The organism is Kribbella amoyensis, assembly GCF_007828865.1.
GTDB lineage: Bacteria > Actinomycetota > Actinomycetes > Propionibacteriales > Kribbellaceae > Kribbella > Kribbella amoyensis.
The window spans coordinates 2,174,059-2,198,170 of sequence record NZ_VIVK01000001.1 but is presented as its reverse complement, the minus strand read 5'-3'; the positions used below and the strand labels follow the sequence as shown (position 1 = coordinate 2,198,170).

24 protein-coding genes and 1 tRNA gene are annotated in these 24,112 nt (G+C 70.5%); 17 read left to right on the top strand and 8 right to left on the bottom strand.

Translation table 11 applies throughout. The features are described 5' to 3' along the window. Window positions 1–228 precede the first annotated feature (228 nt). The 4 genes from FB561_RS10525 to FB561_RS37835 are packed head-to-tail and all read right to left on the bottom strand — an operon-like array spanning window position 229 to window position 2,454. Window positions 229–1,017, bottom strand: coding sequence for an MBL fold metallo-hydrolase (locus FB561_RS10525; protein ID WP_145805514.1), 789 nt, complete (start codon window positions 1,015–1,017; stop codon window positions 229–231). After that, complete coding sequence (locus FB561_RS10520) at window positions 1,014–1,832, bottom strand: NUDIX hydrolase (protein WP_337692297.1); 819 nt, start codon at window positions 1,830–1,832, stop codon at window positions 1,014–1,016. Before FB561_RS10520 ends, FB561_RS10525 begins: the two co-directional genes overlap by 4 nt. Before the next feature lie 2 nt (window positions 1,833–1,834). Further along, window positions 1,835–2,296 carry a RidA family protein gene (locus tag FB561_RS10515; protein WP_145805512.1) on the bottom strand — a complete coding sequence of 154 codons (462 nt, stop codon included), beginning with the start codon at window positions 2,294–2,296 and terminating at the stop codon, window positions 1,835–1,837. Then, window positions 2,293–2,454: a Sp36 family protein gene (locus tag FB561_RS37835; protein WP_170284624.1), complete on the bottom strand. Its 162-nt coding sequence runs from the start codon at window positions 2,452–2,454 to the stop codon at window positions 2,293–2,295. The genes FB561_RS10515 and FB561_RS37835 overlap by 4 nt, the downstream gene beginning before the upstream one ends. A gap of 88 nt (window positions 2,455–2,542) precedes the next feature. Here FB561_RS37835 and bagA point away from each other — a divergent pair, with 88 nt between their 5' ends. The 5 genes from bagA (at window position 2,543) to FB561_RS10490 (ending at window position 10,445) form a co-directional block, all read left to right on the top strand. Beyond that, complete coding sequence (bagA, locus tag FB561_RS10510) at window positions 2,543–3,493, top strand: ATPase BagA (RefSeq protein ID WP_145805510.1); 951 nt, start codon at window positions 2,543–2,545, stop codon at window positions 3,491–3,493. Further along, window positions 3,490–4,611, top strand: a complete 1,122-nt coding sequence (gene bagB, locus FB561_RS10505; protein ID WP_145805508.1) for an ArsA family ATPase — start codon at window positions 3,490–3,492, stop codon at window positions 4,609–4,611. Before bagA ends, bagB begins: the two co-directional genes overlap by 4 nt. Window positions 4,612–4,808: 197 nt before the next feature. Continuing rightward, a complete protein-coding gene (gene lon, locus FB561_RS10500) occupies window positions 4,809–7,163 on the top strand; it encodes an endopeptidase La (RefSeq protein WP_145805506.1) in 2,355 nt (784 codons plus the stop codon). 223 nt (window positions 7,164–7,386) lie between these two features. Next, window positions 7,387–9,759, top strand: coding sequence for a transglycosylase domain-containing protein (locus FB561_RS10495; protein WP_145805504.1), 2,373 nt, complete (start codon window positions 7,387–7,389; stop codon window positions 9,757–9,759). Between the two features lie 26 nt (window positions 9,760–9,785). Beyond that, a complete protein-coding gene (locus FB561_RS10490; protein ID WP_145805502.1) occupies window positions 9,786–10,445 on the top strand; it encodes a hypothetical protein in 660 nt (219 codons plus the stop codon). Here FB561_RS10490 and FB561_RS10485 read toward each other — a convergent pair whose 3' ends face one another. Then, on the bottom strand, window positions 10,446–10,913 hold the full coding sequence (locus tag FB561_RS10485) for a GatB/YqeY domain-containing protein (RefSeq protein WP_145805500.1): 468 nt from the start codon (window positions 10,911–10,913) through the stop codon (window positions 10,446–10,448). A 26-nt stretch (window positions 10,914–10,939) separates the two neighbouring features. On the opposite strand from FB561_RS10485, the gene FB561_RS10480 reads away from it, so the two are divergent. The 8 genes from FB561_RS10480 (at window position 10,940) to FB561_RS10445 (ending at window position 16,334) form a co-directional block, all read left to right on the top strand. Beyond that, window positions 10,940–11,869, top strand: a complete 930-nt coding sequence (locus FB561_RS10480; protein WP_145805498.1) for a metallophosphoesterase — start codon at window positions 10,940–10,942, stop codon at window positions 11,867–11,869. A gap of 85 nt (window positions 11,870–11,954) precedes the next feature. Continuing rightward, a tRNA-Pro gene (locus tag FB561_RS10475) sits at window positions 11,955–12,028 on the top strand. Window positions 12,029–12,098: 70 nt separating this feature from the next. After that, the gene (gene lipB, locus FB561_RS10470; RefSeq protein ID WP_145805496.1) at window positions 12,099–12,737 is read left to right on the top strand and encodes a lipoyl(octanoyl) transferase LipB; all 639 of its coding nucleotides are present in this window, start codon (window positions 12,099–12,101) and stop codon (window positions 12,735–12,737) included. Between the two features lie 40 nt (window positions 12,738–12,777). Then, complete coding sequence (locus FB561_RS10465; RefSeq protein WP_145805494.1) at window positions 12,778–13,206, top strand: hypothetical protein; 429 nt, start codon at window positions 12,778–12,780, stop codon at window positions 13,204–13,206. Continuing rightward, entirely contained in the window at window positions 13,199–13,900 is a 702-nt protein-coding gene (locus FB561_RS10460; RefSeq protein ID WP_145805491.1) for a carbohydrate-binding family 9-like protein, read from the top strand. The genes FB561_RS10465 and FB561_RS10460 overlap by 8 nt, the downstream gene beginning before the upstream one ends. 47 nt (window positions 13,901–13,947) lie before the next feature. Beyond that, window positions 13,948–14,835, top strand: coding sequence for a hypothetical protein (locus FB561_RS10455; protein ID WP_145805489.1), 888 nt, complete (start codon window positions 13,948–13,950; stop codon window positions 14,833–14,835). Between the two features lie 79 nt (window positions 14,836–14,914). After that, window positions 14,915–15,703, top strand: coding sequence for a CoA transferase subunit A (locus FB561_RS10450; protein WP_145805487.1), 789 nt, complete (start codon window positions 14,915–14,917; stop codon window positions 15,701–15,703). Window position 15,704: 1 nt separating this feature from the next. Then, window positions 15,705–16,334 carry a CoA transferase subunit B gene (locus FB561_RS10445; RefSeq protein ID WP_145805485.1) on the top strand — a complete coding sequence of 210 codons (630 nt, stop codon included), beginning with the start codon at window positions 15,705–15,707 and terminating at the stop codon, window positions 16,332–16,334. Here the strand turns inward: FB561_RS10445 and FB561_RS10440 are convergent. Then, window positions 16,324–17,205 carry a DUF2207 domain-containing protein gene (locus tag FB561_RS10440; protein WP_145805483.1) on the bottom strand — a complete coding sequence of 294 codons (882 nt, stop codon included), beginning with the start codon at window positions 17,203–17,205 and terminating at the stop codon, window positions 16,324–16,326. The genes FB561_RS10445 and FB561_RS10440 overlap by 11 nt on opposite strands. A gap of 73 nt (window positions 17,206–17,278) precedes the next feature. Between FB561_RS10440 and FB561_RS10435 the strand changes: the two genes are divergently transcribed. After that, window positions 17,279–18,160 (top strand): carbohydrate kinase family protein, encoded by an 882-nt coding sequence (locus FB561_RS10435; RefSeq protein WP_202880585.1) that lies wholly within the window; start codon window positions 17,279–17,281, stop codon window positions 18,158–18,160. Here the strand turns inward: FB561_RS10435 and FB561_RS38960 are convergent. Beyond that, complete coding sequence (locus FB561_RS38960; protein ID WP_145805479.1) at window positions 18,143–18,841, bottom strand: NUDIX hydrolase; 699 nt, start codon at window positions 18,839–18,841, stop codon at window positions 18,143–18,145. The genes FB561_RS10435 and FB561_RS38960 overlap by 18 nt on opposite strands. Before the next feature lie 75 nt (window positions 18,842–18,916). Here FB561_RS38960 and FB561_RS10425 point away from each other — a divergent pair, with 75 nt between their 5' ends. Together FB561_RS10425 and FB561_RS10420 are read left to right on the top strand one after the other, a co-directional pair. Beyond that, window positions 18,917–19,939 (top strand): SPFH domain-containing protein, encoded by a 1,023-nt coding sequence (locus FB561_RS10425; protein ID WP_145805477.1) that lies wholly within the window; start codon window positions 18,917–18,919, stop codon window positions 19,937–19,939. Further along, a complete protein-coding gene (locus tag FB561_RS10420) occupies window positions 19,936–20,886 on the top strand; it encodes an NAD(+)/NADH kinase (RefSeq protein ID WP_238334752.1) in 951 nt (316 codons plus the stop codon). Before FB561_RS10425 ends, FB561_RS10420 begins: the two co-directional genes overlap by 4 nt. On the opposite strand, the gene FB561_RS10415 is transcribed toward FB561_RS10420, so the two are convergent. Then, a complete protein-coding gene (locus FB561_RS10415) occupies window positions 20,840–21,892 on the bottom strand; it encodes a hypothetical protein (RefSeq protein ID WP_202880584.1) in 1,053 nt (350 codons plus the stop codon). The two genes, FB561_RS10420 and FB561_RS10415, sit on opposite strands and share 47 nt — an antisense overlap. 218 nt (window positions 21,893–22,110) lie before the next feature. On the opposite strand from FB561_RS10415, the gene FB561_RS10410 reads away from it, so the two are divergent. Next, window positions 22,111–24,060: a CocE/NonD family hydrolase gene (locus FB561_RS10410; RefSeq protein ID WP_145805475.1), complete on the top strand. Its 1,950-nt coding sequence runs from the start codon at window positions 22,111–22,113 to the stop codon at window positions 24,058–24,060. The last annotated feature ends 52 nt before the right edge of the window (window positions 24,061–24,112 follow it).

Here is a 24,112-nt window from a genome sequence, read left to right as displayed (position 1 = left end):
CCTGCCTCCCCGGCCGGCTCCCCTGTGGATAACCACCCCAACCCCACTGGGCGGCGTTTGCTGGGTTAACCCGCGACGTCCATGGTTGGCCAACGGAAATCCGGTGGGCCAACCCTTCACCTAGTGCGTTAACCCATCAGATGCCGAGCGCGAGGGGGCGGGGCGGCGCGGCCGGGTGGGGGGCCGGGGGGGGTGGGGGGGGCGGGTGGGGGCGGGGGGTGGGGTGGGTCAGTCGTTCAGGTACTGGAGCTGGGCACGTACCGAGCGTTCGGCGGCGGGCCAGAGGGTACGGTCCACATCGGCGTAGACGTGTTCGACGACCGCCTCGGGGGTGGTGTGGCCGGCGGCAACGGCCGCGCGGACCTGGTCGAGGCGTTCGCGGCGGTGGTCGAGGTAGTACGTCAGCACGCCGGCCGGGTCGTCGATGACGGGACCGTGGCCGGGGAGCAACCGCTCCACGCCGGCCGGTGAATTGGCGAACGCGCGGAGCTTCTCGAGCGACTCCAGATAGGGGCCGAGGGCACCGTCCGGATACGCGACCACCGACGTACCGCGGCCGAGCACCGTGTCCCCGGTGAGCAGCGAACCGTCCTGCGGCAGCCAGAAGCAGACCGAGTCGAGGGTGTGACCGGGCGTCGGCAGCACCTCGATCCGCAGCTCGCCGGCCGCGATCACGTCGCCCTCGCTGAGGCCGTGCGCGTGATCCGTCGGGACCCGGAACGCCGGGTCGACCGAGCGGATCCCGCAGTTCGCCTCGCTCGCGAACCAGGCCGCGCCCTCTGAGTGGTCCGGGTGGTTGTGCGTCAGCAGCACCGTGTCGACGGTCGCCCCGGCCGCCGCGACCGCGTCGAGGACGGCTCGCAGGTGCTCGGTGAGCAACGGACCGGGGTCGACCACGACCGCGCGGTCCGCGTCGGGGGCGCGGAGGATCCAAGTGTTGGTGCCGTCCAGCGTCATCGGGCCGGGGTTCGCGGCCAGCACGCGGGCGGCGTACGGGGTCACCTGTTCGAGGGTCATGGCGTCTCCAGGTAGGCCTGCTCGTCCTCCACCCGCAGACCCGGCAGGATCGGGTGGATCTCCCGGTCGGCCGCGGCCGCGAGAACGTCGGCGACCGTGGCGTACGGGACCAGGTCGGCGCAGCAGAGGTACGTCGGGGGCAGCATCAGCAACTCGGCCACGTCGACGGCGGCGACCGCATCGGCCGGACGGAGCCAGGCGACCTGGTCCGACTCGCTGGTGACGTCCCGGGTGACCTGGCCGGCCGGCAACGCGGCCACGAAGAACTGCGTGTCGTACCGCCGGGGCTCGAACTCCGGCGTGATCCAGTGCGCCCAGGGACCGAGCAGATCGGCGCGCAGGACCAGCCCACGCCGGTGCAGGAAGTCGGCGAACCCGAGCTCGCGCGTCTCCAGCGCGACCCGGTCGGCCTCCCAGTCGTCCCCGGTGGTGTCGCCGACGACCGACTCGGTGGACGGCCCGGCCAGGAGGACCCCGGACTCCTCGAACGTCTCCCGTACCGCGGCCGCGACGTACGCCGTGGCGGTCTGCTCGTCGCAGCCGAACCGGGCCGCGAAGAAGGCCGGCGGCGGCCCGGCCCACGAATCGGCGATGGTCGAGTCCGTGGCATCCACCCGGCCGCCGGGGAACACGGTCATCCCGGCCGCGAACGCCATCGAGCGCTGCCGCCGGAGCAGGTACACCTCGGGCCCGGCCGCGGTGTCCCGGAGCAGGATCACCGTGGACGCCGGGCGCGGCTCGACGGCCGGTCGGCCCTCCCGGGCGAACGCCAGCGCGACGTCGGCCATCCGCCCGGTCAGGGCCTGCGAGCCCACCGTCAGGCGACCTCGACGATCAGTTCGACCTCGACCGGCGCGTCCAGCGGCAGCACCGGCACGCCGACCGCGCTCCGGGCGTGCTGGCCGGCCTCGCCGAAGACCTGGCCGAACAGCTCGGAGGCGCCGTTCGCGACCAGCGGCTGACCGGTGAAGTCGGTCGTCGAGGCGATGAACGCGACCGCCTTGACGACGCGCTTCACGTTCGCCAGGTCGCCGATCTCGGCCTTGACCGCGGCCAGCGCGTTGAGCGCGCACTGCTGGGCGCACTCGCCGGCCGTCTCCGCGGTCACCTCGCCGCCGACCTTGCCGGTGGCGATCAGGGTGCCGTCCCGCAGCGGCAGCTGGCCGGACGTGTAGACGAGGTTGCCGGTGCGGACCGCCGGGACGTAGGCGGCGACCGGCTTGGCCACGTCGGGCAGCTTCAGCCCGAGCTCGGTGAGTTTCTCCTCCGGGTGGCTCATTTGTCCTCGATCTCCCGCTTGAGGTAGGCGACCAGCGACTCCGGGTTCGGCCCCTGGACGACCTGGACCAGCTCCCAGCCGTCCTGGCCGAAGTTGTCGAGGATCTCCTTGGTCGAATGGACCAGCAGCGGCGCGGTGAAGTACTCGAACTTCTTCATGCCACGGAGCCTAACGGGCGCCCCGCGGGTTGACCCCCGCCCCACCGCCCCGCAGGTGTGCTGTGGACCACGTCCTACCCTGGAGATCATGGCGAGGCTTCACGTGGTCACCGGCAAGGGCGGGACCGGCAAGACCACCGTGGCTGCCGCCATGGCGCTCGCGCTGGCCGATCAGGGCCAGCGGGTCCTGCTGGTCGAGGTGGAGGGCCGGCAGGGACTGGCCCAGCTCTTCGACGTCCCCCCACTGCCGTACGTCGAGCGACGGATCGCGGTCGGACCGGCCGGCGGCGAGGTGTACGCGCTGGCCGTGGACGCGGAGGCGGCGCTGCTGGAGTACCTCGACATGTACTACCACCTCGGCCGGGCCGGGAAGGCGCTGGACAAGGTGGGCGCGATCGACTTCGTCACCACCATCGCACCGGGCCTGCGGGACGTGCTGCTCACCGGCAAGGTGTACGAGGCGACCCGGCGGAAGGCGCACGGCCGGCTCGCGTACGACGCGGTCGTGCTGGACGCGCCGCCGACGGGCCGGATCGGCCGGTTCCTGAACGTGAACCACGAGGTCGCGGACCTGGCCAAGGTGGGCCCGATCCGGAACCAGGCGGACGCGATCATGGGCATGCTCCGCTCCGACGTCACCCGGATCCATCTGGTCACGCTGCTCGAGGAGATGCCGGTGCAGGAGACGCTCGACGCGGTGGACCAGTTGGAGGCGCTGGACCTGCGGATCGGCTCGATCGTGGTGAACATGGTCCGGCCGAGTCCGCTCGACGACGACGCGCTCGCGTCCGCGGTGAAGGAGAAGCTGCCGGCCGCCGAGCTGACCCGCGGGCTCAAAGCGGCCGGCATCCCGGCCACCCAGGCGATGGTGGCCACGCTGGCCCGGGAGGCGCACGACCACGCCGTCCGGGTCGGGCTGGAACGCGAGAACCGCGACCGGATCGATGCCCTCGGCAAGCAGGTGACCGAGTTGGCGCTGGTCCCGGACGGGATCGACACCGGCGCGCTGTACGACCTGGCCGAGGAGCTGCGCGGATGACCGCACTCGACCTGGACGCCGTGATCGACGACCCGGCGACCCGCATCGTCGTGACCTGCGGCGCGGGCGGGGTCGGCAAGACGACGACCGCCGCCGCCCTCGGGCTGCGCGCCGCCGAGCGGGGCCGCAAGGTGGTCGTGCTGACGATCGACCCGGCCCGCCGGCTCGCGCAGTCGCTGGGCCTCACCGAGCTGGACAACACACCGCGCGCGGTGACCGACGTGGACACCGCGAACGGCGGCCGGCTCGACGCGATGATGCTGGACATGAAGCGCACCTTCGACGAGGTGGTGCTCGCGCACGCGACCCCGGAGAAGGCGCGGCAGATCCTGGCGAACCCGTTCTACGTCGCGCTGTCGTCGTCGTTCGCGGGCACCCAGGAGTACATGGCGATGGAGAAGCTCGGCCAGCTGCACAAGCAGGCCGAGCAGTCCGGCGACTGGGACCTGATCGTCGTGGACACCCCGCCGTCGAGGTCCGCGCTGGACTTCCTGGACGCACCCGAGCGGCTGGCGTCGTTGCTGGAGGGACGGTTCCTCCGGTTGCTGCTGGCGCCGGCCCGGGGTCCGCTGCGGCTGATGTCGGCGGGCGTGAACATGGCGATGTCGGTGATGAACAAGGTCCTCGGCGCCCAGGTCCTGACCGATGTGCAGACCTTCGCGGCCGCGTTCGACACGCTGTTCGGCGGCTTCCGGGATCGCGCGGAGCAGACCGTGGCGCTGTTGCGCGAGCCCCACACCGCGTTCATCGTGGTCGCCGCCCCGCAGAACGACGCGCTCCGCGAGGCGTCGTACTTCACCGAGCGCCTCCGCGAGGAGAACATGCCGCTGGCCGGCGTCGTCCTCAACCGGGTCACCACCACCCACGTACCCGATCTCTCGGCCGAACGCTCCCTCGCGGCCGCCGAGAAGCTGGAGGAATCGGGCAAGTCCGACCTGACCGCCGCGGTGCTGCGCCTGCACGCCGACAAGATGCAGCAGGTCGTCAGCGACCGCAAACGAGCCGACCGCTTCCGCCGGGGCCACCGGAAGATCCCCACCGTCGACGTCCCGGCCCTCCCCGACGACGTCCACGACCTCACCGGCCTCAGAACCATCGGCGACCTCCTCACCGCCTGACGCGAACCTCCACCACTCACCAACCTGATCAGTAAGCGCGTTCCTGTCGGTAGAACGACAGGAACGGAGGGTTGGTGAGTGGCGGGCGTCCGGCTTCTCGTTTCACCCTCAGCGAACGTCGATTGCCCGGGGAATGGGCTGGTCAGGGTCTTGGTTGAGCCAGTCAGACTCAATCTTCGGACAGAGGGTGTGACAGCGTGACAGAGACGTTGAATCTTCCTGTGCTGCCGTTGGACGACGTCGTGGTCCTGCCTGGAATGGTCGTGCCGGTTCGGCTGGCCGACAGCGAGGCACGCGCGGCGATCGACGCGGCGCAGGCGTCCGGCCAGGACAAGGTGCTGCTGGTGCCTCGCCTGGACGGAAACTATGCGAAGGCCGGCACGCTCGGCGAGATCGAGCAGATCGGCCGGTTGCCGGGCGGTGCCCAGGCAGCCGTCATCCGGGGGACCGCCCGGGTGCGGATCGGGGCCGGCACGACCGGTCCGGGTGCGGCGCTGTGGGTGAGCGCGACCGTACTGAACGAGATCACCGACGCGCAGTCGGCGGAGCTCGCCCGCGAGTACAAGTCCGTGGTGACCTCGGTGCTGGAGCGCCGGGGCGCGTGGCAGGTGATCGACTCGGTCAAGCAGGTGACGGAACCGGCGGAGCTCGCCGACCTGGCCGGCTACGCGTCGTACCTGTCGGACGAGCAGAAGTCCTGGCTGCTGGAGACCGCGAACGTCTCCGAGCGGCTGACCAAGCTGATCGGCTGGGTGAAGGACCACCTGGCCGAGCTCGAGGTCTCCGAGACGATCCAGAAGGACGTCCAGGAAGGCATGGAGAAGCAGCAGCGGGAGTTCCTGCTGCGCCAGCAGCTGGCCGCGATCCGCAAGGAGCTGGCCGAGCTGGACGGCAAGGCCGAGTCCGAGGAGGAGGACTACCGGGCCCGCGTCGAGGCCGCCGACCTGCCCGAGCACGTGCACAAGGCCGCGCTCGCCGAGGTCGACAAGCTCGAGCGGACCGCGGAGCAGTCCCCCGAGGTCGGCTGGATCCGGACCTGGCTGGACACCGTCCTCGAGCTGCCCTGGAACGAGCGGACCGAGGACAGCTACGACATCCGTGAGGCCCGGGCCGTGCTGGACGCGGACCACGCCGGCCTCGACGACGTCAAGGAACGCATCACCGAGTACCTGGCTGTCCGGCGTCGCCGTGCGGACCGTGGCCTCGGCGTGGTCGGTGGCCGCCGCAGCGGTGCCGTCCTGGCCCTGGTGGGTCCCCCTGGCGTCGGCAAGACCTCGCTCGGCGAGTCCGTCGCGCGGGCGATGGGCCGCAAGTTCGTCCGGGTCGCCCTGGGTGGCGTCCGGGACGAGGCCGAGATCCGCGGCCACCGGCGGACGTACGTCGGGGCGATGGCGGGCCGGGTCGTCCGGGCGATCAAGGAAGCCGGTTCGATGAACCCGGTGGTGCTGCTGGACGAGATCGACAAGGTGGGCGCGGACTACCGGGGCGACCCGACGGCCGCTCTGCTGGAGGTCCTCGACCCGGCGCAGAACCACACCTTCCGGGACCACTACCTGGAGGTCGAGCTGGACCTGTCCGACGTGGTGTTCCTGGCCACGGCGAACGTGCTCGACTCGATCCCCGCGCCGCTGCTGGACCGGATGGAACTGGTGCAGCTCGACGGGTACACCGAGGACGAGAAGGTCACCATCGCCCGCGACCACCTGCTGCCCCGGCAGCTGGAGCGCGCGGGGTTGTCGGCCGACGAGGTCACGGTGTCCGACGACGCGCTGCGGCTGCTGGCCGGCGAGTACACCCGGGAGGCCGGGGTCCGTCAGCTCGAGCGGTCCATCGCCCGGGTCCTGCGCAAGGTGACGGCCCAGCTCGCGCTGGACGGTGAGGACACGGCTTCCCTGCACGTCGACGGCGGCAACCTGAAGAAGTACTTGGGGTCGCCGAAGTTCACGCCGGAGTCGGCCGAGCGGACCGCGTTGCCAGGAGTGGCGACGGGTCTGGCCGTGACGGGTGCCGGTGGTGACGTGCTCTTCGTCGAGGCGTCGCTGGCGGACAAGGAGACGGGTCCGACCGGAGTCACGTTGACGGGGCAGCTCGGTGACGTGATGAAGGAGTCGGCGCAGATCGCCCTGTCGTACCTGCGCTCGCACGGCGCGGAGCTGGGGCTGCCGGTCGGCGACCTGGCTGAGCGGAACGCCCACATCCACGTCCCGGCGGGCGCGGTACCGAAGGACGGTCCGTCCGCGGGTGTCACGATGACGACCGCACTCGCGTCGCTGCTGTCCGGACGGCCGGTCCGTTCGGAGGTCGCGATGACGGGTGAGGTCTCGCTGACCGGGCGGGTGCTCCCGATCGGTGGCGTCAAGCAGAAGCTGCTGGCCGCCCACCGGGCCGGGCTCACCACGATCCTGATCCCGCAGCGGAACGAGCCGGACCTGGAGGACGTGCCGGAGTCGGTGCTGGCGGAGCTGACGGTGCACCCGGTCAGCGACGTCCGGCAGGTACTCGACCTGGCCCTCGAACCGGCCGAGGTCGGCGCCCGGCAGTTCGCCGCCTGACGCTCCTCGTCCCCCGACCCCTGACGGCCGGCGGAACCACCTATCCCGGTGGGTCCGCCGGCCGTCGTCCTTTCGGATGATTTTTCGTCGCGCCGGTCGCGCCCGAGGCCGACGGAACCCCCTGCCGGGGCCGTCCTGACGCCTGAAACCACGCTCCGGTTGACGTGAGGTAGATCACGTCAGTAACTACGGCGTAGCTCTCCGATCACGTAGTCTCCTCCCCATGCGCGTGCGGGATAGAGACGATCGAGGTGTCGTCCAGTCGGTGGTTCTGTTCCTCGGGGTGAGCGTGCTGTCCGGCGCGCTGGCCGCGGGTCTGGCGATTCCGTTCGCCGGCCTGGCCGGGTACACCACCGAGAAGACCAGCGAGACGCTGGAGGACCTGCCGCAGGAGCTGAAGACCGATCCACTCGCGGTGAAGAGCCGCATCCTGGCGGCCGACGGCTCGCTGATCGCCAACCTGTACGAGCAGAACCGGGTGCCGGTGAAGCTCGCGCAGATCAACCCGATCATGCGCAGGGCGATCGTCGCGATCGAGGACGACCGGTTCTACGAGCACGGCGCCCTGGACGCGAAGGGCACCCTGCGCGCCCTGGTCCGCAACCAGAGCGAGGGGTCGGTCCAGCAGGGTGGTTCGAGCATCACCCAGCAGTACGTGAAGCTCAGCCTGATCGAGAAGGCGCGCACCGAGGAAGAGGTCAAGGCGGCCACCGCCGAGACGTACCAGCGCAAGATCGCCGAGCTGCGGTACGCGGTCGCGGTCGAGAAGGAGTTCTCCAAGGACGAGATCCTGGAGAAGTACCTGAACCTGGCCAACTTCGGTGACGGCGCGTACGGCGTCGAGGCGGCCGCCCGGCACTACTTCTCCACCACCGCCGCCAAGCTGACCCTGGCCCAGGCCGCGACGCTGGCCGGCCTGGTGAAGAACCCGTCCGGCTACGACCCGACGAACTCGGCCAAGCGCGCCAAGGACCGCCGCGACGTCGTGCTGCGCCGGATGCAGCAGCTCAACATCATCACCGCGAAGCAGGCGAACGACGCGATCCGGACCCCGGTGATCGACAAGAACAAGATCCAGAAGGTCCCGAACGGCTGCGCCAACTCGCGGTACCCGTTCTACTGCGAGTACGTGGTCTCCAAGCTGCTGGAGAACCCGGCCTTCGGCAAGGACAAGAAGGACGCGGAGCACTACATCAAGACCGCGGGCATCACGGTCAAGACGTCGCTCGACCCGAAGGTCCAGGCCGCCGCGCAGGCCTCGATCAACGCGCACACCAAGCCGACCGACTCGGCGATCGGCGCGATCACCATCGTCGAGCCCGGCACCGGCCTGATCAAGGCGATGGTGCAGAGCAAGCCGTACGGCAAGACCGCGTACAACTACAACGTCGAGAAGTCGTACCCGGGCGGCTACGGCGGTTTCCAGAACGGTTCGACCATGAAGGCCTTCACGATCGCCGCCGCGATCCAGAAGGGCTTCCCGCTGAACCACCGGATCAACTCGCCGAAGTCGATCGACCTCAGCAACCAGAAGTGGCCGACCTGCTCGGGCTTCACCCAGGCCGGCAAGTACACCCCGAGCAACTCGACCGCCGCGAACGGCGACCTGACCATGATCGACGCCGCGCGCGCCTCGACGAACACCTACTTCCTGCAGCTGTCGAAGCAGGTCGGCCTGTGCTCGGTCGCGAACGTCGCCGCGTCCCTCGGGATGTACGACGCGCAGACCCAGCAGCCGCTCGAGCAGGTCATCTCGATGACGCTCGGCGTCGGCCTGGTGACCCCGTTGATGCTGTCGAACGCGTACGCCGCCTTCGCGGCCCGCGGCAAGTACTGCACCCCGCTCGCCGTCACCACGGTCAGCAGCCTGGCCGGCAAGGCGATCAAGACCCCGGGGATCAGCTGCAAGCAGGCGCTGTCGCCGCAGGTGGCCGACGGTGTGAACCGGGTCCTGCACGACGTGATGGAGCCGGGCGGTACGGGCGCCAAGCTGAAGTTCGGCTCGAGCGACCTGGCCGGCAAGACCGGAACCATCCAGGCGAACAAGGCCGTCTGGTTCGCCGGATACTCGAACCGGCTCGCCTCGGCCGCGGTCGTCGCGGACGCCAGCCCGCCCTACGAGAACCTGATCGGCCAGCGGCTGAACGGCAAGCGGATCTCCGACGCCTCCGGTTCGGGGACCGCGGGTCCGCTCTGGGAGACCGCGATGCGGAACGCGTTGAAGGGGATGCCGGAGACGCACTTCGTGGCGCCGAGCGACAAGACCGTGCGCGGTGACGTGAAGGACATCCCGTTCGTCACCGGGATGGCCCCGGGCGACGCGATCAACAAGATCCAGCAGGCCGGCTTCACGGCCCAGATCGCGCCCGGCATGGTCGACTCCGAGGAAGCGGTCGGTACGGTCGCCTGGACCGGTCCGCGGCGCAAGGACGGCGCCCCCGAAGGCTCGATGATCACCCTGTTCATCTCTAACGGGAGCAAGGGGAAGCCGGCGACCCCGCCGCCGCCCCCGACCACGGTCCAGCCCCCGAAGCCGCCGCAGATCCCCCAGTGCCCGCCCTGGCACCCGAAGTACCCGAAGTGTGGCGGCCGCTGACCGACCGGCAGGCGCGAGCCTGATCCGTGCCGACGACGACTGAACCGCCGTCCGATGCCAGTGCGTTCCTGCCTGGCTTCGGGCGGCGGTTCTGGTTCTTGAAGGTTGCCGCCGAGACGATCTGGCTGCTCGCGGCTCTGCTCGTGGTGTTGGTCTTCGCCCTGGCGGCCGCCTCGCTGTCGGATTACCTGCCCGAGGTGGATCCGCTGGCCGTCCCCGATCGGCTGACCGAGGCGAAGGCGCTCACCAGCGGATGGGCGAAGACCTTGGCCGTGACCTCCGCCGCGCTGTTCGCGCTGGCCGGCTTCCCGCGGCTCACCGGCAAGCGCTGGTGGCGAGCTCCTGGTGGTCCGGCCGGCATCGCCCTCCAGGGCCTGGGCGGTCTCTGGGCCGGATTCAGCACGGTGGGCCTGCACCTGAGCCTCGCGGACTCCTACCGCGCCTACCCGGACGGCTACCAGTGCGCGTACCTACCGTCCTGCTGGCCCGAGAAGGCCCAGGCCTGGTCGCACAGTGCGCCGGGCCTGTTGGCAGGGATCGCGCTGGTGGTGATGGCGGTCCTCTACCGAGCTCCGTGGTGGGTACGAGCGCTGGTGCCGGTGGCGATCTGGGTCGGCGCCGTCAGCCTGCAGTACGGCGTGGTGGCGCCGAGCCTGGTGCCGTACTTCGAGGGCCCGCCCAGGTGATCAGGCGCTGAGCTGGCGCTTGACCTCGGCGGAGACGGCGCCGCCGTCGGCCTTGCCCTTGACCTTGGGCTGCAGGGCGCCCATCACCTTGCCGATGCCGCGCGGGCCGAGCTCGGCGGCTCCGGTGGCGGCGATGGTCTCGGTGACGAGGGCGGCGATCTCGTCGGCGCTGAGCTGCTCGGGCAGGTACTCGGCGAGGACGTCGGCTTCGGCCTGCTCCTTGTCGGCCAGCTCGGCGCGGCCGGCTTCGCGGTAGGCGACGACGGACTCGCGACGCTTCTTCGCCTCGGAGGTGAGGACGTCGAGGACCTCCGCGTCGGTCAGCTCCCTGGCCTCCTTGCCGGCCACCTCCGCCTTGGTGACCGCGGTGAGGGCCATCCGCAGGGTCGACTTGCGGATCTCGTCGCGGGCCTTGAGGGCGGCGGTCATGTCGTCGTGCAGGCGCTGCTTCAGCTCGGAGTTGGACATGCCCACGATTGTGGCAGGCTGGAGCAATGAGTTTCCGGGGGCTTGCCCGTACGAGTCTGAAGACCGCGGCCGTGGTCGGCGCGGTCGGCGCCGCCTGCGTCGGGTACGCGGCCGCGATCGAGGTGCGCTGGTTCACCTTGCGCCGGTTCACCGTGCCGGTGCTGCCGCCGGGTGCCGACCCGCTGAAGGTGCTGCACCTGTCCGACCTGCACCTGATGCCGACCCAGGAACGCAAGATCCGCTGGGTGAACGAGCTCGCCGCGCTCGAGCCCGACCTGATCGTGAACACCGGCGACAACATCGCCAACCCGCACTCGGTGCTCCCGCTGCTGCGCGCGTACGGCGGGCTGCTCGACCTGCCCGGCGTCTTCGTGTTCGGCTCGAACGACTACTGGAAGCCGCGCTTCAAGAACCCGGCGAACTACCTGCTCCCACCACAGAAGCAGCGGCACAAACCGCATGGCCCGGACCTGCCGTTCGAGGAGATGCGGCACTCGTTCACCGAGGCCGGCTGGACCGACCTGAACAACGCGAAGGCGACCCTCAAGGTCAATGGCCTGCGCCTCGACTTCGCCGGGACCGACGACCCGCACATCCGCCGCGACCGGTACGAGGACGTCGCGGGCGAGGTGGACGCCACCGCCGACCTGTCGATCGGCGTCACCCACGCCCCGTACCAGCGGGTGCTGGACGCGTTCACCGCCGACGGGTACCCGCTGATCCTTGCCGGGCACACCCACGGCGGCCAGCTCGCCGTCCCGCTGTACGGCGCCCTGGTGACCAACTGCGACCTGGACACGTCCCGGGTCAAGGGGATGAGCTCGTGGGGCTTCGAGGGACGTCAGGCGACCCTGCACGTCTCGGCCGGGCTCGGCACCTCGCCGTACGCGCCGGTCCGGTTCGCGTGCCGGCCGGAGGCGACTTTGCTCACGCTCGTCCCGCGGTCGCACGGCTGACCGAGGCGGTGATCCGGCCCGGATCCCGGTCCTCGACAACTCGATTTCGTCCCAGCCGCACCCGCATGTAAGCTAACGGCGAATTCGGGCTGTGGCGCAGCTTGGTAGCGCGCTTCGTTCGGGACGAAGAGGTCGCAGGTTCAAATCCTGTCAGCCCGACAGTCGAGGGCGGTGACTCCCAGAGTCACCGCCCTCAGTCATGTCCGGACCACCTGTCTACCCTGGTCGGGTGAACGTGCTGCGGCGGGTGGACTTGGATGAGGTCGAGTACGAGATCGCCGCGAAGGACATGCGGACCTGGGTGGCCGAGCGGATCGACGGGGCGGCCGGGGATCGGCTGTTCCTGCTGAGCCATCCGCCCGTCATCACGTACGGCCCGCGGACCTCGCTGGAGGATCTGCCGGCCGAGACGGCGGCGATTCCGGCTGTTGCCGTGGATCGTGGTGGCTTCGCGACGTACCACGGGCCGGGCCAGCTGGTCGGGTACCTGGTGGTCGACCTGAAGCAGCGCGGACCCGTCGACGTCGTGCGCTGGGTCGAGAACGGGTTGATCACGGCGCTCGGGTCGCTCGGGTTCCCGCTGGTCCGGCGGGAGACACCCAAGGGTGCGAGCAGTCTGGTCGGGGTGTGGACCGAGGATCACCGCAAGCTCTGCTCGATCGGGATGCGGATCCGGCACGGTGTCACCAGTCACGGGTTCTCGATCAACGTCGATCCGGACATGGCGGTCTTTCACACGTTCACGACCTGCGGCCTGCACGACGTCACGATGGTGTCGCTCGCCGAGCTGGCCGCCGAACGCGGTCTCCCGGCACCCACCGACGCCGAGGTCCGGGACGCGGTCGCCGCCGCACTCGGCGCGTCCTGAAAGGCTGTCCGACGGCGAACTTGTCGGTAGCCTGCGGCTCATGAGCGACGCGGAGGACGAGGAAGCCGACGAGGGCCGGTACGACGCTCCGCCGTTGCCGCCGTTGCTGATCCTGGCCGTGGTCGGGTTGCTGACCGGGTTCGTTGTGATCGGCATGGTCTGGCTGAGCGAGCGTGGGTGCGACCGGTTCCGGGGCGCGTCGACGTGCGGGGCGTTCGGGTTCCCGTTGCTCGTCCTGACCGTCGTGGTCGCCGTGGTGCTCGGGGCGCTGGCGCTGACCAAGCTGGCGATGCCGCATCCGAAGCTGGTCGCGTTCCTCGGGACCACGTTCATGCTGCTGGTGGTGCTGGCGTTCCTCGCGGACGACCTGTTCACCACCTGGACCCTGCTGGTGGTTCCGGCCCTGACCGGGATTACCTTCCTGCTGGCCCATCTCATCGCCGGACTGCTGGAGCGCGCCGATGCCTGACCTGCCCCGCTACAAGGCCCACCGCACCACCACCGCGCCGTCGCTCGACGGCACCCTCACCGACCCGGCCTGGGCGGAAGCCGCCTGGACCAGCGACTTCGTCGACATCCGCGGTGACGCGCCCGCGCCGCGGTTCCGGACCAGGGCCAAGCTGATGTACGACGACACCTACCTGTACCTCGGCGGCGAGCTGGAGGAGCCGCACGTCTGGTCCACGATGACCGAGCGCAACACACACCTGTTCGAGGAGAACAACTTCGAGCTGTTCCTCGACCCTGACGGCGACCGGCAGAACTACTACGAGTTCGAGATCAACCCGCTGCACACGATCTGGGAGCTCACCCTGCCGAAGCCGTACGTCGACGGCGGCGTCCCGGTGGACCCGACCAACCTCCCCGGCCTACGGACCGCGCTGCACGTGAACGGGACGGTAAACGACCCCACCGACACCGACACCGGGTGGACGGTCGAGGTCGCGCTGCCGTGGACCGAGCTGGCGCCGTACAACGCGGGCCGGCCGACGCCGCCGCAGCCGGGTGACGAGTGGCGGATGAACCTGATGCGGGTGGAGTGGACCCACGACGTGGTCGACGGGGCGTACCAGCGCGGTACTCAGCAGGACTTCTGGGTCTGGTCGCCGCAGCACCAGGTGGACATGCACCGGCCCGAGCACTGGGGTGTCCTGGAGTTCTGACCCCCCGGCACCCCCTCGGTGAACCCGTGAGGGTGACAATGAGTTACGTGGAGTTCTGGGGAGGGGCGTACGACGAGGATCCGTCGTACCTCCGGGAACTCGAACGGGCCTGCGGCAACGATCCGCGGGCGGCCCTGCGCCTGGTGGCCGAACTGGCGGTCCCCTGGTTGTCGCACGGGCACCGGGCCGAGGCGGAACACGCCGCCGCCCGCGTGCTGGCGGAGCTCGGCCAGGTGGTACCGGACGGGATGGCGGACGAGTACCTGCTCGCCGTCCTGCTCGCGCCGGGCAGCGTGCGACCGGAGCAGGTGGAGCTCGCACAGCAGCTCGCCGTGGAACTGCGGCGGCCGTTCCGGCACCCGGTGACGGTCCTGCTCTGGGCGACCACTTTCGGACCGTTCGAGCCTCCCGAGGTCGTGGCGGAGATCCTGACAACGAACGAGCGCGACGGCGACGCCTGGACACGGGCTGCCGTCCAGCTCTGCATCGGGTACCCCGGGCTGACCGGGGCGTCCGCGGCGGAGTCGGAGCAGGCGGTACGGACGGCGCTCGCGCGGTTCCGGATGCTGGGTGACCGGTGGGGCACGCTGCTGGCACTGACCGTGGTGGCGTCCAGCGGCGACGAGCTGGACGAGGCGGTGGCCATAGCGGCCGAGCTGGGTCTGGACGAAGAGCACGCGGACTTGCTCTGCCGGCGGGCCGCGGTACTAGGTCGCGCCGACGACTACCGGGTCGCACTGGACATCAGTACCCGGGCTGGTTTGGCGGAGCTGGCCGCGGTCGCGCGGATCGGGCTGGCGCGCGCTGCTCGCGGCGGCGGGGACCTGTCAACGGCGCGGCGGCACATAGCCGACGTGCTCGCGGCGTACCCGCACGACACCCCCGCACGCGACGAGGCACTGCGCGAACTGGCGGCGCTGGACGCAGTGCAATAGGCCACACGACGCGCCCCTCGCCGGATATCCGGGCGCTGGTTAGAGTCGGGCTGACCACCTACTGCAACGGAGCAGCCCGATGGACAAGACGTATGACTCGCCGCAGGCCGCGGTCGACGACATCGGCGACGGCGCGAGCCTCGCGGTCGGCGGCTTCGGACTGTGCGGCAACCCGATGCAGCTGATCTCCGCCCTGCACGACAAGGGCGTGAGCGGCCTCAGCGTCGTCTCGAACAACTGCGGCGTCGACGACTGGGGGCTCGGCCTCCTGCTGGCCGACAAGCGGATCGCCAAGATGACCTCGTCGTACGTCGGGGAGAACAAGGAGTTCGCCCGGCAGTTCCTGTCCGGTGAGCTCGAGGTCGAGCTGACGCCGCAGGGCACGCTGGCCGAGAAGCTGCGCGCCGGTGGCTGCGGGATCGCCGCGTTCTTCACCCTGGCCGGGGTCGGCACCCAGGTCGCCGACGGGGGGCTGCCGCAGAAGTACAACGCGGACGGCACGGTCGCGAAGGCGTCGGAGCCGAAGGAGACCCGGGAGATCAACGGCACGACGTACGTGCTGGAGGACTCGATCACCACCGACTTCGGGCTGGTGCACGCGCTCAAGGGCGACACCCACGGCAACCTGGTTTTCGACCGGAGCGCCCGCAACTTCAACCCGCTGGCCGCGATGGCCGGCCGGGTCACTATCGCGCAGGTCGAGGAGCTGGTCCAGCCTGGTGAGCTGGACCCGGACGAGATCCACCTGCCCGGCGTCTTCGTCCAGCGTGTGGTTGCCGTTGGCAAGGATATCGAGAAGCGGATCGAGAAGCGCACGGTCCAACCCCGCGAAGCGTACGATGCCGCGCGCGAGAAGCTGGAGGCCTGAGATGCCGCTGACCCGTGAGCAGATGGCCGCCCGTGCCGCCGCCGAGCTGGAGGACGGCTCGTACGTGAACCTCGGGATCGGCCTGCCGACCTTGGTCCCCAACTACATCCCGGACGGCGTCACCGTCGTCCTGCAGAGCGAGAACGGCATCCTCGGCGTCGGCCCGTACCCGGTCGAGGGTGAGGAGGACCCGGACCTGATCAACGCCGGCAAGGAGACCGTCACGACCCTGCCGGGCGCGTCGTTCTTCGACTCCTCGCTGTCCTTCGGGATGATCCGCGGCGGCGCCATCGACGCGGCCATCCTCGGCGCGATGCAGGTATCGGCCACCGGGGACCTGTCCAACTGGATGATCCCCGGCAAGATGGTCAAGGGCATGGGCGGCGCGATGGACCTGGTGCACGGTGCCAAGAAGGTCATCGTGCTGATGGAACACGTCGCCAAGGACGGCTCGCACAAGATCCTCGAGGAGTGCGATCTCCCGTACACCGGCCGCGGCGTCGTCAACCGGATCATCACCGACCTCGCCGTCCTGGACGTCACCGCCGACGGCTTGCAACTGGTCGAACTGGCCGACGGCGTCAGCTTCGAAGAACTCCAGGAGAAGACCGGCGCCCCGATCAAGCAGTAGCCCGGCGGTTCCGGCGGATCGCCCTCACCACGGCGACGACGGTGAGGGTGATCACCAGGGCGGGAACCGCGACGATGAGCGCGATGATCAGCATGCCCTTCTGGACGTCGGTCATGCCGACGAACAGCCCCGGCTTCTCGAGCACCGGCCCGACGCCGGACACCGCGCCCGGGGCGACCCCGACCGTGAAGGTGAAGTCCGACGAGCTGTCGAACGCGGGCCGGACCGTCTCGGCGCCGCCGGCGTTGCGGAGTCGGCCGATGCCTTTCGTCACCGTGGCCTGCCGACACGGGTGGCCGGCCACGGTGCAGCTGACCGACCGGACCCCACTCGGCGCCGTGATCGTCGCGGAGATCGCGTCGGTGCGAACGTCGGACGGCAGCCCGGGAACGCGGATCCGGATTCCGTCGCCGACCTGATCCAGCGCGCCCCGGATCTCGTACCGCAGCACGTAGCGCTCGGGCCGTCGTTCGGCCGGCGACCCGACCGATACGTTCAGGAGTTCGTACCGGCTGTCGTAGCTGTAGTCGTCGACGTTCTGCAGGGGGTCGTACCGCTCCTGCCAGCTCTTCACCTTGGCGCCGTCGACCGTGGTCACCGCGACTTTCGACACCGCGAAGACCCGATCCTTGGACTCCACCACGTCATCCGGCCCTCGCACCCGGAATCGGCGGACCAGCGACGAGGAGCCGGTGGCGAACTCGATCGTCTCGGTCGCGACCACGACGCCGTCGGGCCTGATCTCGTACCGCGCGTCGAAGCGCTGGACCTGATCCGTCGCGGCCGAATCAGCGGCCGAGGCCGGTGCGCCGGACCCGAGCAGGACAGCGAGAACTCCGCCGAGGAGCGCGACGGCACCGATCCTCCTCATGAGACCTCAGGCTAGGACCAAGAAGGCTCAGAACCCCTGGTCCCGGCCGGGCTGATCGGGTATGCATGCGAGAGTGGAAATTGATGTACTGGTGATCGGTGGGGCCGGGATCGACACCATCGTGCGGGTGCCCGAATTACCTCTCCCGGGCCGGGAGACGCTCTCGGTCGAGCCGATCAGGTCGTACGTCGGTCACACCGGCCACGGCGTCACGCTGGGCTGTCACCTGCTCGGCCTGAACGCCGCCCTCGCCGACGTCCTCGGCAACGACGCGGAGGGTGCCCAGGTGGTCCGCCTGTACGACGAGTTGCGGCTGCCGTTGTTCGTCACGCTGCACCCGAGCGGGACCAGGCGGTCGGTCAACCTGGTGTCCCCGGACGGCCGCCGGCAGTCGCTGTACGACGGCCGGTCGACGCAGGCGATACGGGTCGATCCGGCGTTGTGGCGGACCCAGCTTCGGCGGACGCGGCACGTGCACGTCTCGATCATGGACTTCGCGCGGCAGGCCCTGCCCGACCTGGCGGCCTCGCAGTGCACGGTCTCCACCGACCTGCACGACTGGGACGGGCGGAATCCGTACCACCAGGACTTCGCCCGCGCCGCCGACGTCGTCTTCGTCTCGGCCGGCAACCTGCCCGACGACGCGACCGACTGGATCTTCGTCAACGGGCGGGCCCAGGTCGTCGTCGTGATGGACGGCTCCAAGGGCAGCTACGTGCACGCCCGGGACGCCAAGCCGGTCCACATCCCGCCCGTCGACATCCCGGAACGCCCCGTGGTCGACAGCAACGGCGCCGGTGACGCGTACGTCGCCGCGTTCCTCACCCTTTGGCTCGACGGTCACCCCTGGCAGTCGGCCGCCGAGGCCGCGTCGATCGCGGGCGCCTGGGCCTGCGGCTCCCCCGGCACGCACACCGACCTGATCACGGCCGAGGAGCTAGCCGCCCGCCGCTAGCCCGCGAGTCAAGGGCGGGTGCAGCGTCTTCGCCTCGCCCCGGTGGAAGAGCTGGGCCGGTCGGCCGCCGTCGCGGGTCGTCGTGGTGCCGACGGGGACGACGAAGCCCTCGGCCTTGGTGACCTTGCGGTGGAAGTTGCGCGGGTCGATCGTCTGCCCCCAGACGGCCTCGTAGATTCCACGCAGCTCCGAGATGGTGAACTCGCCCGCGCAGAACGCCGTCGCGAGGGGCGAGTACTCCAGCTTCGCCCGGGCCCGCTCGACCCCGTCGGACAGGACTCGGTGATGGTCGAAAGCGAGCCGCTTCGGATCCGCCAGCACCTCCCCGGCCGGTACCCACGAGGCGGACGCCGCGTCGGTCCCCGCGACCGGTGCCGGGAGATCGGGGACCAGGGCCAGGTACGCCACGCTGATCACCCGGCCCCGTGGATCGCGCTTCGGCTCCCCGTACGTCGCGACCTGCTCGAGGTGGATCCGCTCGGAGGCCAGGCCGGTCTCCTCGGCCAGCTCCCGCCGGGCCGCGCTCTCCAGGTCCTCCTGGTCGCGGACGAACCCGCCTGGCAGCGCCCACCGCCCCTGGTACGGCGGGATGCCGCGGCGGATCAGCAGGACCTGGAGGGACCCGGCGCGCACGGTGAGGATGACCAGGTCCGTCGCGACGCCCATCGGCTCGTAGTCCATGCCGATCAGCTTAATCGTCACCTTGACGAAAAGCGATCACGGGCTTATCGTCATTGTGACGACAAGGAGAGATGGATGGCAGACATCACCCGGTTCGGTTTCATCAGCCACCTGCGGGCGAACCCGACCGCGCACGTCCGGCACCTGCGCAACGGCAAGCCGGCGCACGACGGAGCCGGCCAGGCGTTCTGGTTCCGGGCGCTGAACTCCTCGCTCAGCGAGGTGCCGATCGACGACCGCGAGCAGCCGCTGCTGTTCCACGGCCGCACGGTCGACTTCCAGGACGTCGCGGTGCAGGCGACCGTCACCTACCGGGTGACCGATCCGGTGCTCGCGTCCACCCGGCTGGACTTCGGCATCGACCCGGACACCGGGAGGTGGCGCTCCACCCCGCTCGAGCAGCTCGGCGGACTCCTCACCGAGCTCGCCCAGCAGACCGCGCTCGACCTGCTCGCGCGGATGACGCTGACGCAGGCGCTGTCCGAGGGGATGACGTCGCTGCGGCAGGCGGTGAGTACGGGCCTGCGCGAGGACGTCCGGCTCACCGGGCTCGGCATCGGCGTGGAGGACGTCCGCGTGGTTGCCGTGCGGGCGGAGAGCGACGTGGAGCGTGCACTGCAGACGCCGACGCGGGAAATGGTGCAGCAGGCCGCGGACAAGGCGACATACGAGCGGCGCGCGATGGCGGTCGAGCGGGAGCGGTCGATCGCGGAGAACGAGCTGCAGAACCAGATCGAGCTCGCCCGGCGCGAGGAGCAGCTGGTCACCCAGCGCGGCCAGAACGAGCGCCGGCGTGCGACCGAGGTGGCCGCGGCCGGCCGGATCGAGACCGAGGCGGCCGCCAGCCGTAAGCGCGAGCTGAGCCAGGCCGAGGCGGACGCCAAGCAGGTGATCGGTGCGGCCGAAGCGTCGGCGGAGAAGGCCATGCTGGACGCGTACGCCGAGCTGGACCACGCGACGATCCTGGCGCTGGCGATCAAGCAGGGCGCCCTCCCCGAGATCGGCACCCTGAACCTCACCCCGGATCTGCTCACCCCGCTGCTCACCAAGCTGACGGCGACCACGCCCGGCCAGGTGAACCACGAGGCCCGGCGATGAGCCTGCCCCCACGGGCGGTCCTGGTGCACCGGGCGACCGAGCTGTCCGAGCTGGTCGCCCGGCACGGCACCCGCCAGCAGGCCGGCTTCTTCCTGCGCAGCCGGGGCCGGGACCTGGCCGAGCTGGACGCCCGGCACCAGGCGCAGCAGGACGCGCTGGCGGCGGTGTCGGCCGCGATCCCGCTGGACTGGCGCCGAGCTGTTGCCGAGCGCAACGACCTGGACCGGTTCGTGTTCGGCCCGGAGGACGTGGTGGTGGCGGTGGGCCAGGACGGCCTGGTCGCGAACGTCGCGAAGTACCTGGACGGGCAGCCGGTGATCGGCGTGAATCCCGAGCCGGACCGCAACCCCGGCGTCCTGGTCCCGCACGCCCCCGGCGCGGTCGCCGAACTGCTCCGGGTCCGGGACGTCGAGGAGCGGACGATGGTCGCGGCCCGGGTGGACGACGGGCAGCAGCTGATCGCGCTCAACGAGGTGTTCGTCGGGCACCGGACCCACCAGTCCGCGCGGTACCGGCTCGCCTCGCCGGACGGGCAGGAGGAGCGCCAGTCCTCGTCCGGTCTGCTGGTCGGCACCGGGACGGGTTCCACGGGGTGGTGCCGCTCGGCCTGGCAGGAGCGGCAGAGCGGACTGCGGCTGCCCGGCGCGACCGAGGCGGCGCTGTCCTGGTTCGTGCGGGAGGCGTGGCCGTCTCCCGCGACCGGCACCAACTGCACCGAGGGCCTGCTCACCGCGACCGACCAGCTGGCGATCACCGCCGAGGCCGATCTGGTCGTCTTCGGCGACGGGATCGAGAGCGACACGCTGACCCTCGGGTGGGGCCAGCGCGTCGAGATCGGCGTCGCCGCCGTCAAGCTCCGCCTGGTGCGGGCGCCCCGTGAGCGACGCCAGGGCAAAGACGTCAGGCGGCCTGAGCGGGCTCCGCGAAGGGGCGGCGGGCAGAGATGATCGCGGCGTGCCAGGCGGAGTACAGCCGGCGGGCCGAACCGCCGATCGGACCGACGGCAGCGAAGACCGCGCCCCGGCGGGCCGGGCGAGCGTTCCCGACGGCCCCGACGGCCTGGTCCGGTCCGTCGATCGTCGACGAGCAGACGTCGAGAATGTAGTCCGGCACCGTCAGCGCCGGATCCACGCATCCGACCAACGGCACACCGACCGCCGCCACGATCGGGAACACCGTGCCCGGGATACCGACGGCGCACTCCGCCGTCGCCGATGCCTGGACCGACGGCACCGGGCTGATCTCGTAGCGCTCCCACAGCGTGCGGTCCTCGCGCGGGTGCAGGCCGACCACGATGTGCTTGCCGGCCGCCTCCAACTTGGCGGCGGCGTCGAGCAGCAGTTGGGTACCGGGCGCCGCCCCGCCGGTCGGGTCGGGCCGGGTCACACTGGTCAGCACGAGCACGCGCCCGTCCTGCGGCCGGTGCACAGGCAGGGTGTCGGTCTGCGGTGAGCCGACCATCCGGACGCGTCGGCGGAGTCCGAGGTGCGCCGCGAACACCTCCGCCTCGGCAGGGGATGCGGCGGTGGCCAGTTCGAGCCTGTCCCGGAACTCCTTCGCCCGCGGCGCCTCCACCGGCTGCAGGTAGGCCAGCGAACTCGCCGCCAGCGGCAACCGGCGCAGTGCCGCGGCCACGTCGGCCGGCCAGTCCCCGGCACCGTTGACGACCAGCAGATCGGCGCGCGGGACGTCGGCGAGAGTAGCCACCTGGACCGGATCGGTGGGCGTGACGCGGGACCGGTCCGGGACCACCTGCACCAACTCCCAGCCCCGGCCCGCGGCCTCGGCCAGCAGCGGCTGCGCGTGGTACGTCCCCCACGGTTCGTTCGTCGCCAGCAGCACCCGAGGCCGGCGCCGTGGGCTCGTCACCGCCGCCGAGATTCCCGGGGTCACCGCCGCCAGGCCGAGTCCAAGTCCACCAGTCGCCAACAGTGCGCGTCGCGTCATCGTCATGCCCCGACGCTAGAGGGGAACCCGGCACAGGCAGATGAACGGGGTTTGAAGATTGCCGCCGGACGAAGTATTTCCCGTGATCTCCACGGAAGGTGATCGGCCGGGTGAGATGCGTGCTGACATCGCTGTCGGTTCCGCATAAGGTGCGTTCACCACAACGGCCCTGTCGAGGGAGGGCCGACGTGCTCCACCCACCGCCCACCGGGGAGCAGAAACGCATGCGCAGATCTCGACCGAGAACCGCATTCCGTACCGGCGCCGCCGTTCTGGCCGCCACCGTCCTGGCCTCCGCCGCGTCGCTGACCGCGACCGCGAGCACCACCGCCGGGCCCGCCAAGCCCTTCGTGCAGGGGACGAAGACCGTCGCCGCGTACGACTACGACAACGCGATCCACGAACGCGTCGAGGTCGAGGTCCCCGGCGTCGACGGGGACGCGAACGGCGTCAAGGACCGGGTCACCGTGGACATCGTCCGGCCGGGCGAGGCCGACCAGGCCGGGATCGACGTCCCGGTCATCGTCCAGGCCTCGCCGTACTACGCCGGCGACCCGAAGACGTACTTCGACACCGACGGCACCCGGCAGGTCTTCGGCAGCTGGCTGGACAACTACTTCGTGCCGCGCGGCTACGCGGTCGCGTTCGTCGACATGCCCGGCACGTTCCGCTCGACCGGCTGCAGCGACGTCGGCGCGGACCTCGAGGTGCTCGGCACCAAGGCCGTGATCGACTGGCTGAACAACCGCGTCCCCGGGTACAGCCCGTCGGGTCAGCGCGCGAAGGCCGACTGGTCCACCGGCAAGGCCGGCATGATCGGCGTCTCCTGGAACGGCACGATCGCGAACTCGGTCGCCAGTACCGGTGTCCGCGGCCTCGAGACCATCGTTCCGATCGCGGCGATCTCCAGCTGGTACGACTACACCCGTGGCTTCGGGGTGCCCTTCTACGACGAGTACATGGGCTTCCTGCACGACTACGTGAGCAACGACGCGTCACCCCGGTGCGAGCAGCTCACCGGCGAGATCGAGCAGGACTCCGACACCCGCACCGGCAGCTACAGCCGCTGGTGGGATCCGCGGAACTACCGGCTCGACGCGAGCAAGGTGAAGTCCAGCGTGTACGTCGTGCACGGCCTCGGCGACGAGAACGTGAAGACCCGGCATTTCGGCGAGTGGTGGGACGAGCTGGCCAAGCGGGACGTACCGCGCAAGATCTTCCTGCACCAGGGCGTGCACCTGGACGGGTTCAGCTTCCGCGACGAGTGGGTGGACAAGCTGCACCCGTGGTTCGACTACTGGCTGCAGGGCCTGCAGAACGGCGTGATGCAGACCCCGCAGGCCACCGTGCAGCGCGAGGACGGCTCCTTCGTGGACGAGCCCCGCTGGCCCGCGACCGGCGTCCGCAGCACCAAGCTGAACCTCAGCAAGCCGCTCGGCGCGAAGTCCGGGGACCTGTCGATCGCGGCGGCCTCGTCCGACCCGATCAGCTTCACCGGGACCAGCGAGCCGTCGGAGGACACCGCCGTCCTGGACCCGACCACGCCCAAGGCGGACCGGGCCGTGTTCCTCAGCAACGACCTGCAGCAGGCGGTGCGGATGTCCGGGACCGGCAAGGTGTCGGTCCGGGTCAAGGTCAACAAGGTTGCCGCAGGCATCAAAGCGCGGCTGCTCGACTACGGCACCGCGACCCGGTACCGCGATGTCACCAACGTGCCGAACACCCGGGTCTGCTGGGGTGACGGCAACGCGCTCGACACCGGGTGCTACGCCGAGACGCAGATCAACACCGCGGTCTCGGACGCCTCCGTCGCGGTCCGGACGCTAGCCGACATCGGTCACTACAAGTCGCTCGAGCGCAAGGAGTCGCTGAAGTCCGGCCAGTGGTACGACCTCAGCTTCGAGCTCAACGCCGACGACGTGGTGTTCGCCGCCGGTCACCGGCTCGGCCTGGTCCTCACGGTCGAACCGGACAACCCGTCCGTCCCGTTCACCGGCGCCACGGTGACGCTCGACCCGACCCGGTCGTCGCTCACCCTGCCGCTGACCACGGCGCCCGACCTGGCCACCCCGGACACCTCCGAGGCGCGGGTCCAGGCGACGTCGCTCGCCCAGCCGGAGCCGGAGTCCGACCCGGCCGAGCTGATGCGCCAGTTCGTCGAAGCGAGCCGCTGACCCCAGCGCTTCGCGGCAAGGGCTCCGAGTCGGTCCGGCTCGGAGCCCTTGG

Bases quoted from the DNA above. Each gene is read 5' to 3' on its own strand.
- FB561_RS10525 (WP_145805514.1), bottom strand. From the start codon at position 1,017: ATGACCCTCGAACAGGTGACCCCGTACGCCGCCCGCGTGCTGGCCGCG.
- FB561_RS10515 (WP_145805512.1), bottom strand. From the start codon at position 2,296: ATGAGCCACCCGGAGGAGAAACTCACCGAGCTCGGGCTGAAGCTGCCC.
- FB561_RS37835 (WP_170284624.1), bottom strand. From the start codon at position 2,454: ATGAAGAAGTTCGAGTACTTCACCGCGCCGCTGCTGGTCCATTCGACC.
- bagA (WP_145805510.1), top strand. From the start codon at position 2,543: ATGGCGAGGCTTCACGTGGTCACCGGCAAGGGCGGGACCGGCAAGACC.
- bagB (WP_145805508.1), top strand. From the start codon at position 3,490: ATGACCGCACTCGACCTGGACGCCGTGATCGACGACCCGGCGACCCGC.
- FB561_RS10495 (WP_145805504.1), top strand. From the start codon at position 7,387: ATGCGCGTGCGGGATAGAGACGATCGAGGTGTCGTCCAGTCGGTGGTT.
- FB561_RS10485 (WP_145805500.1), bottom strand. From the start codon at position 10,913: ATGTCCAACTCCGAGCTGAAGCAGCGCCTGCACGACGACATGACCGCC.
- FB561_RS10480 (WP_145805498.1), top strand. From the start codon at position 10,940: ATGAGTTTCCGGGGGCTTGCCCGTACGAGTCTGAAGACCGCGGCCGTG.
- FB561_RS10465 (WP_145805494.1), top strand. From the start codon at position 12,778: ATGAGCGACGCGGAGGACGAGGAAGCCGACGAGGGCCGGTACGACGCT.
- FB561_RS10460 (WP_145805491.1), top strand. From the start codon at position 13,199: ATGCCTGACCTGCCCCGCTACAAGGCCCACCGCACCACCACCGCGCCG.
- FB561_RS10450 (WP_145805487.1), top strand. From the start codon at position 14,915: ATGGACAAGACGTATGACTCGCCGCAGGCCGCGGTCGACGACATCGGC.
- FB561_RS10445 (WP_145805485.1), top strand. From the start codon at position 15,705: ATGCCGCTGACCCGTGAGCAGATGGCCGCCCGTGCCGCCGCCGAGCTG.
- FB561_RS10440 (WP_145805483.1), bottom strand. From the start codon at position 17,205: ATGAGGAGGATCGGTGCCGTCGCGCTCCTCGGCGGAGTTCTCGCTGTC.
- FB561_RS38960 (WP_145805479.1), bottom strand. From the start codon at position 18,841: ATGGACTACGAGCCGATGGGCGTCGCGACGGACCTGGTCATCCTCACC.
- FB561_RS10425 (WP_145805477.1), top strand. From the start codon at position 18,917: ATGGCAGACATCACCCGGTTCGGTTTCATCAGCCACCTGCGGGCGAAC.
- FB561_RS10420 (WP_238334752.1), top strand. From the start codon at position 19,936: ATGAGCCTGCCCCCACGGGCGGTCCTGGTGCACCGGGCGACCGAGCTG.
- FB561_RS10415 (WP_202880584.1), bottom strand. From the start codon at position 21,892: ATGACGATGACGCGACGCGCACTGTTGGCGACTGGTGGACTTGGACTC.
- FB561_RS10410 (WP_145805475.1), top strand. From the start codon at position 22,111: ATGCGCAGATCTCGACCGAGAACCGCATTCCGTACCGGCGCCGCCGTT.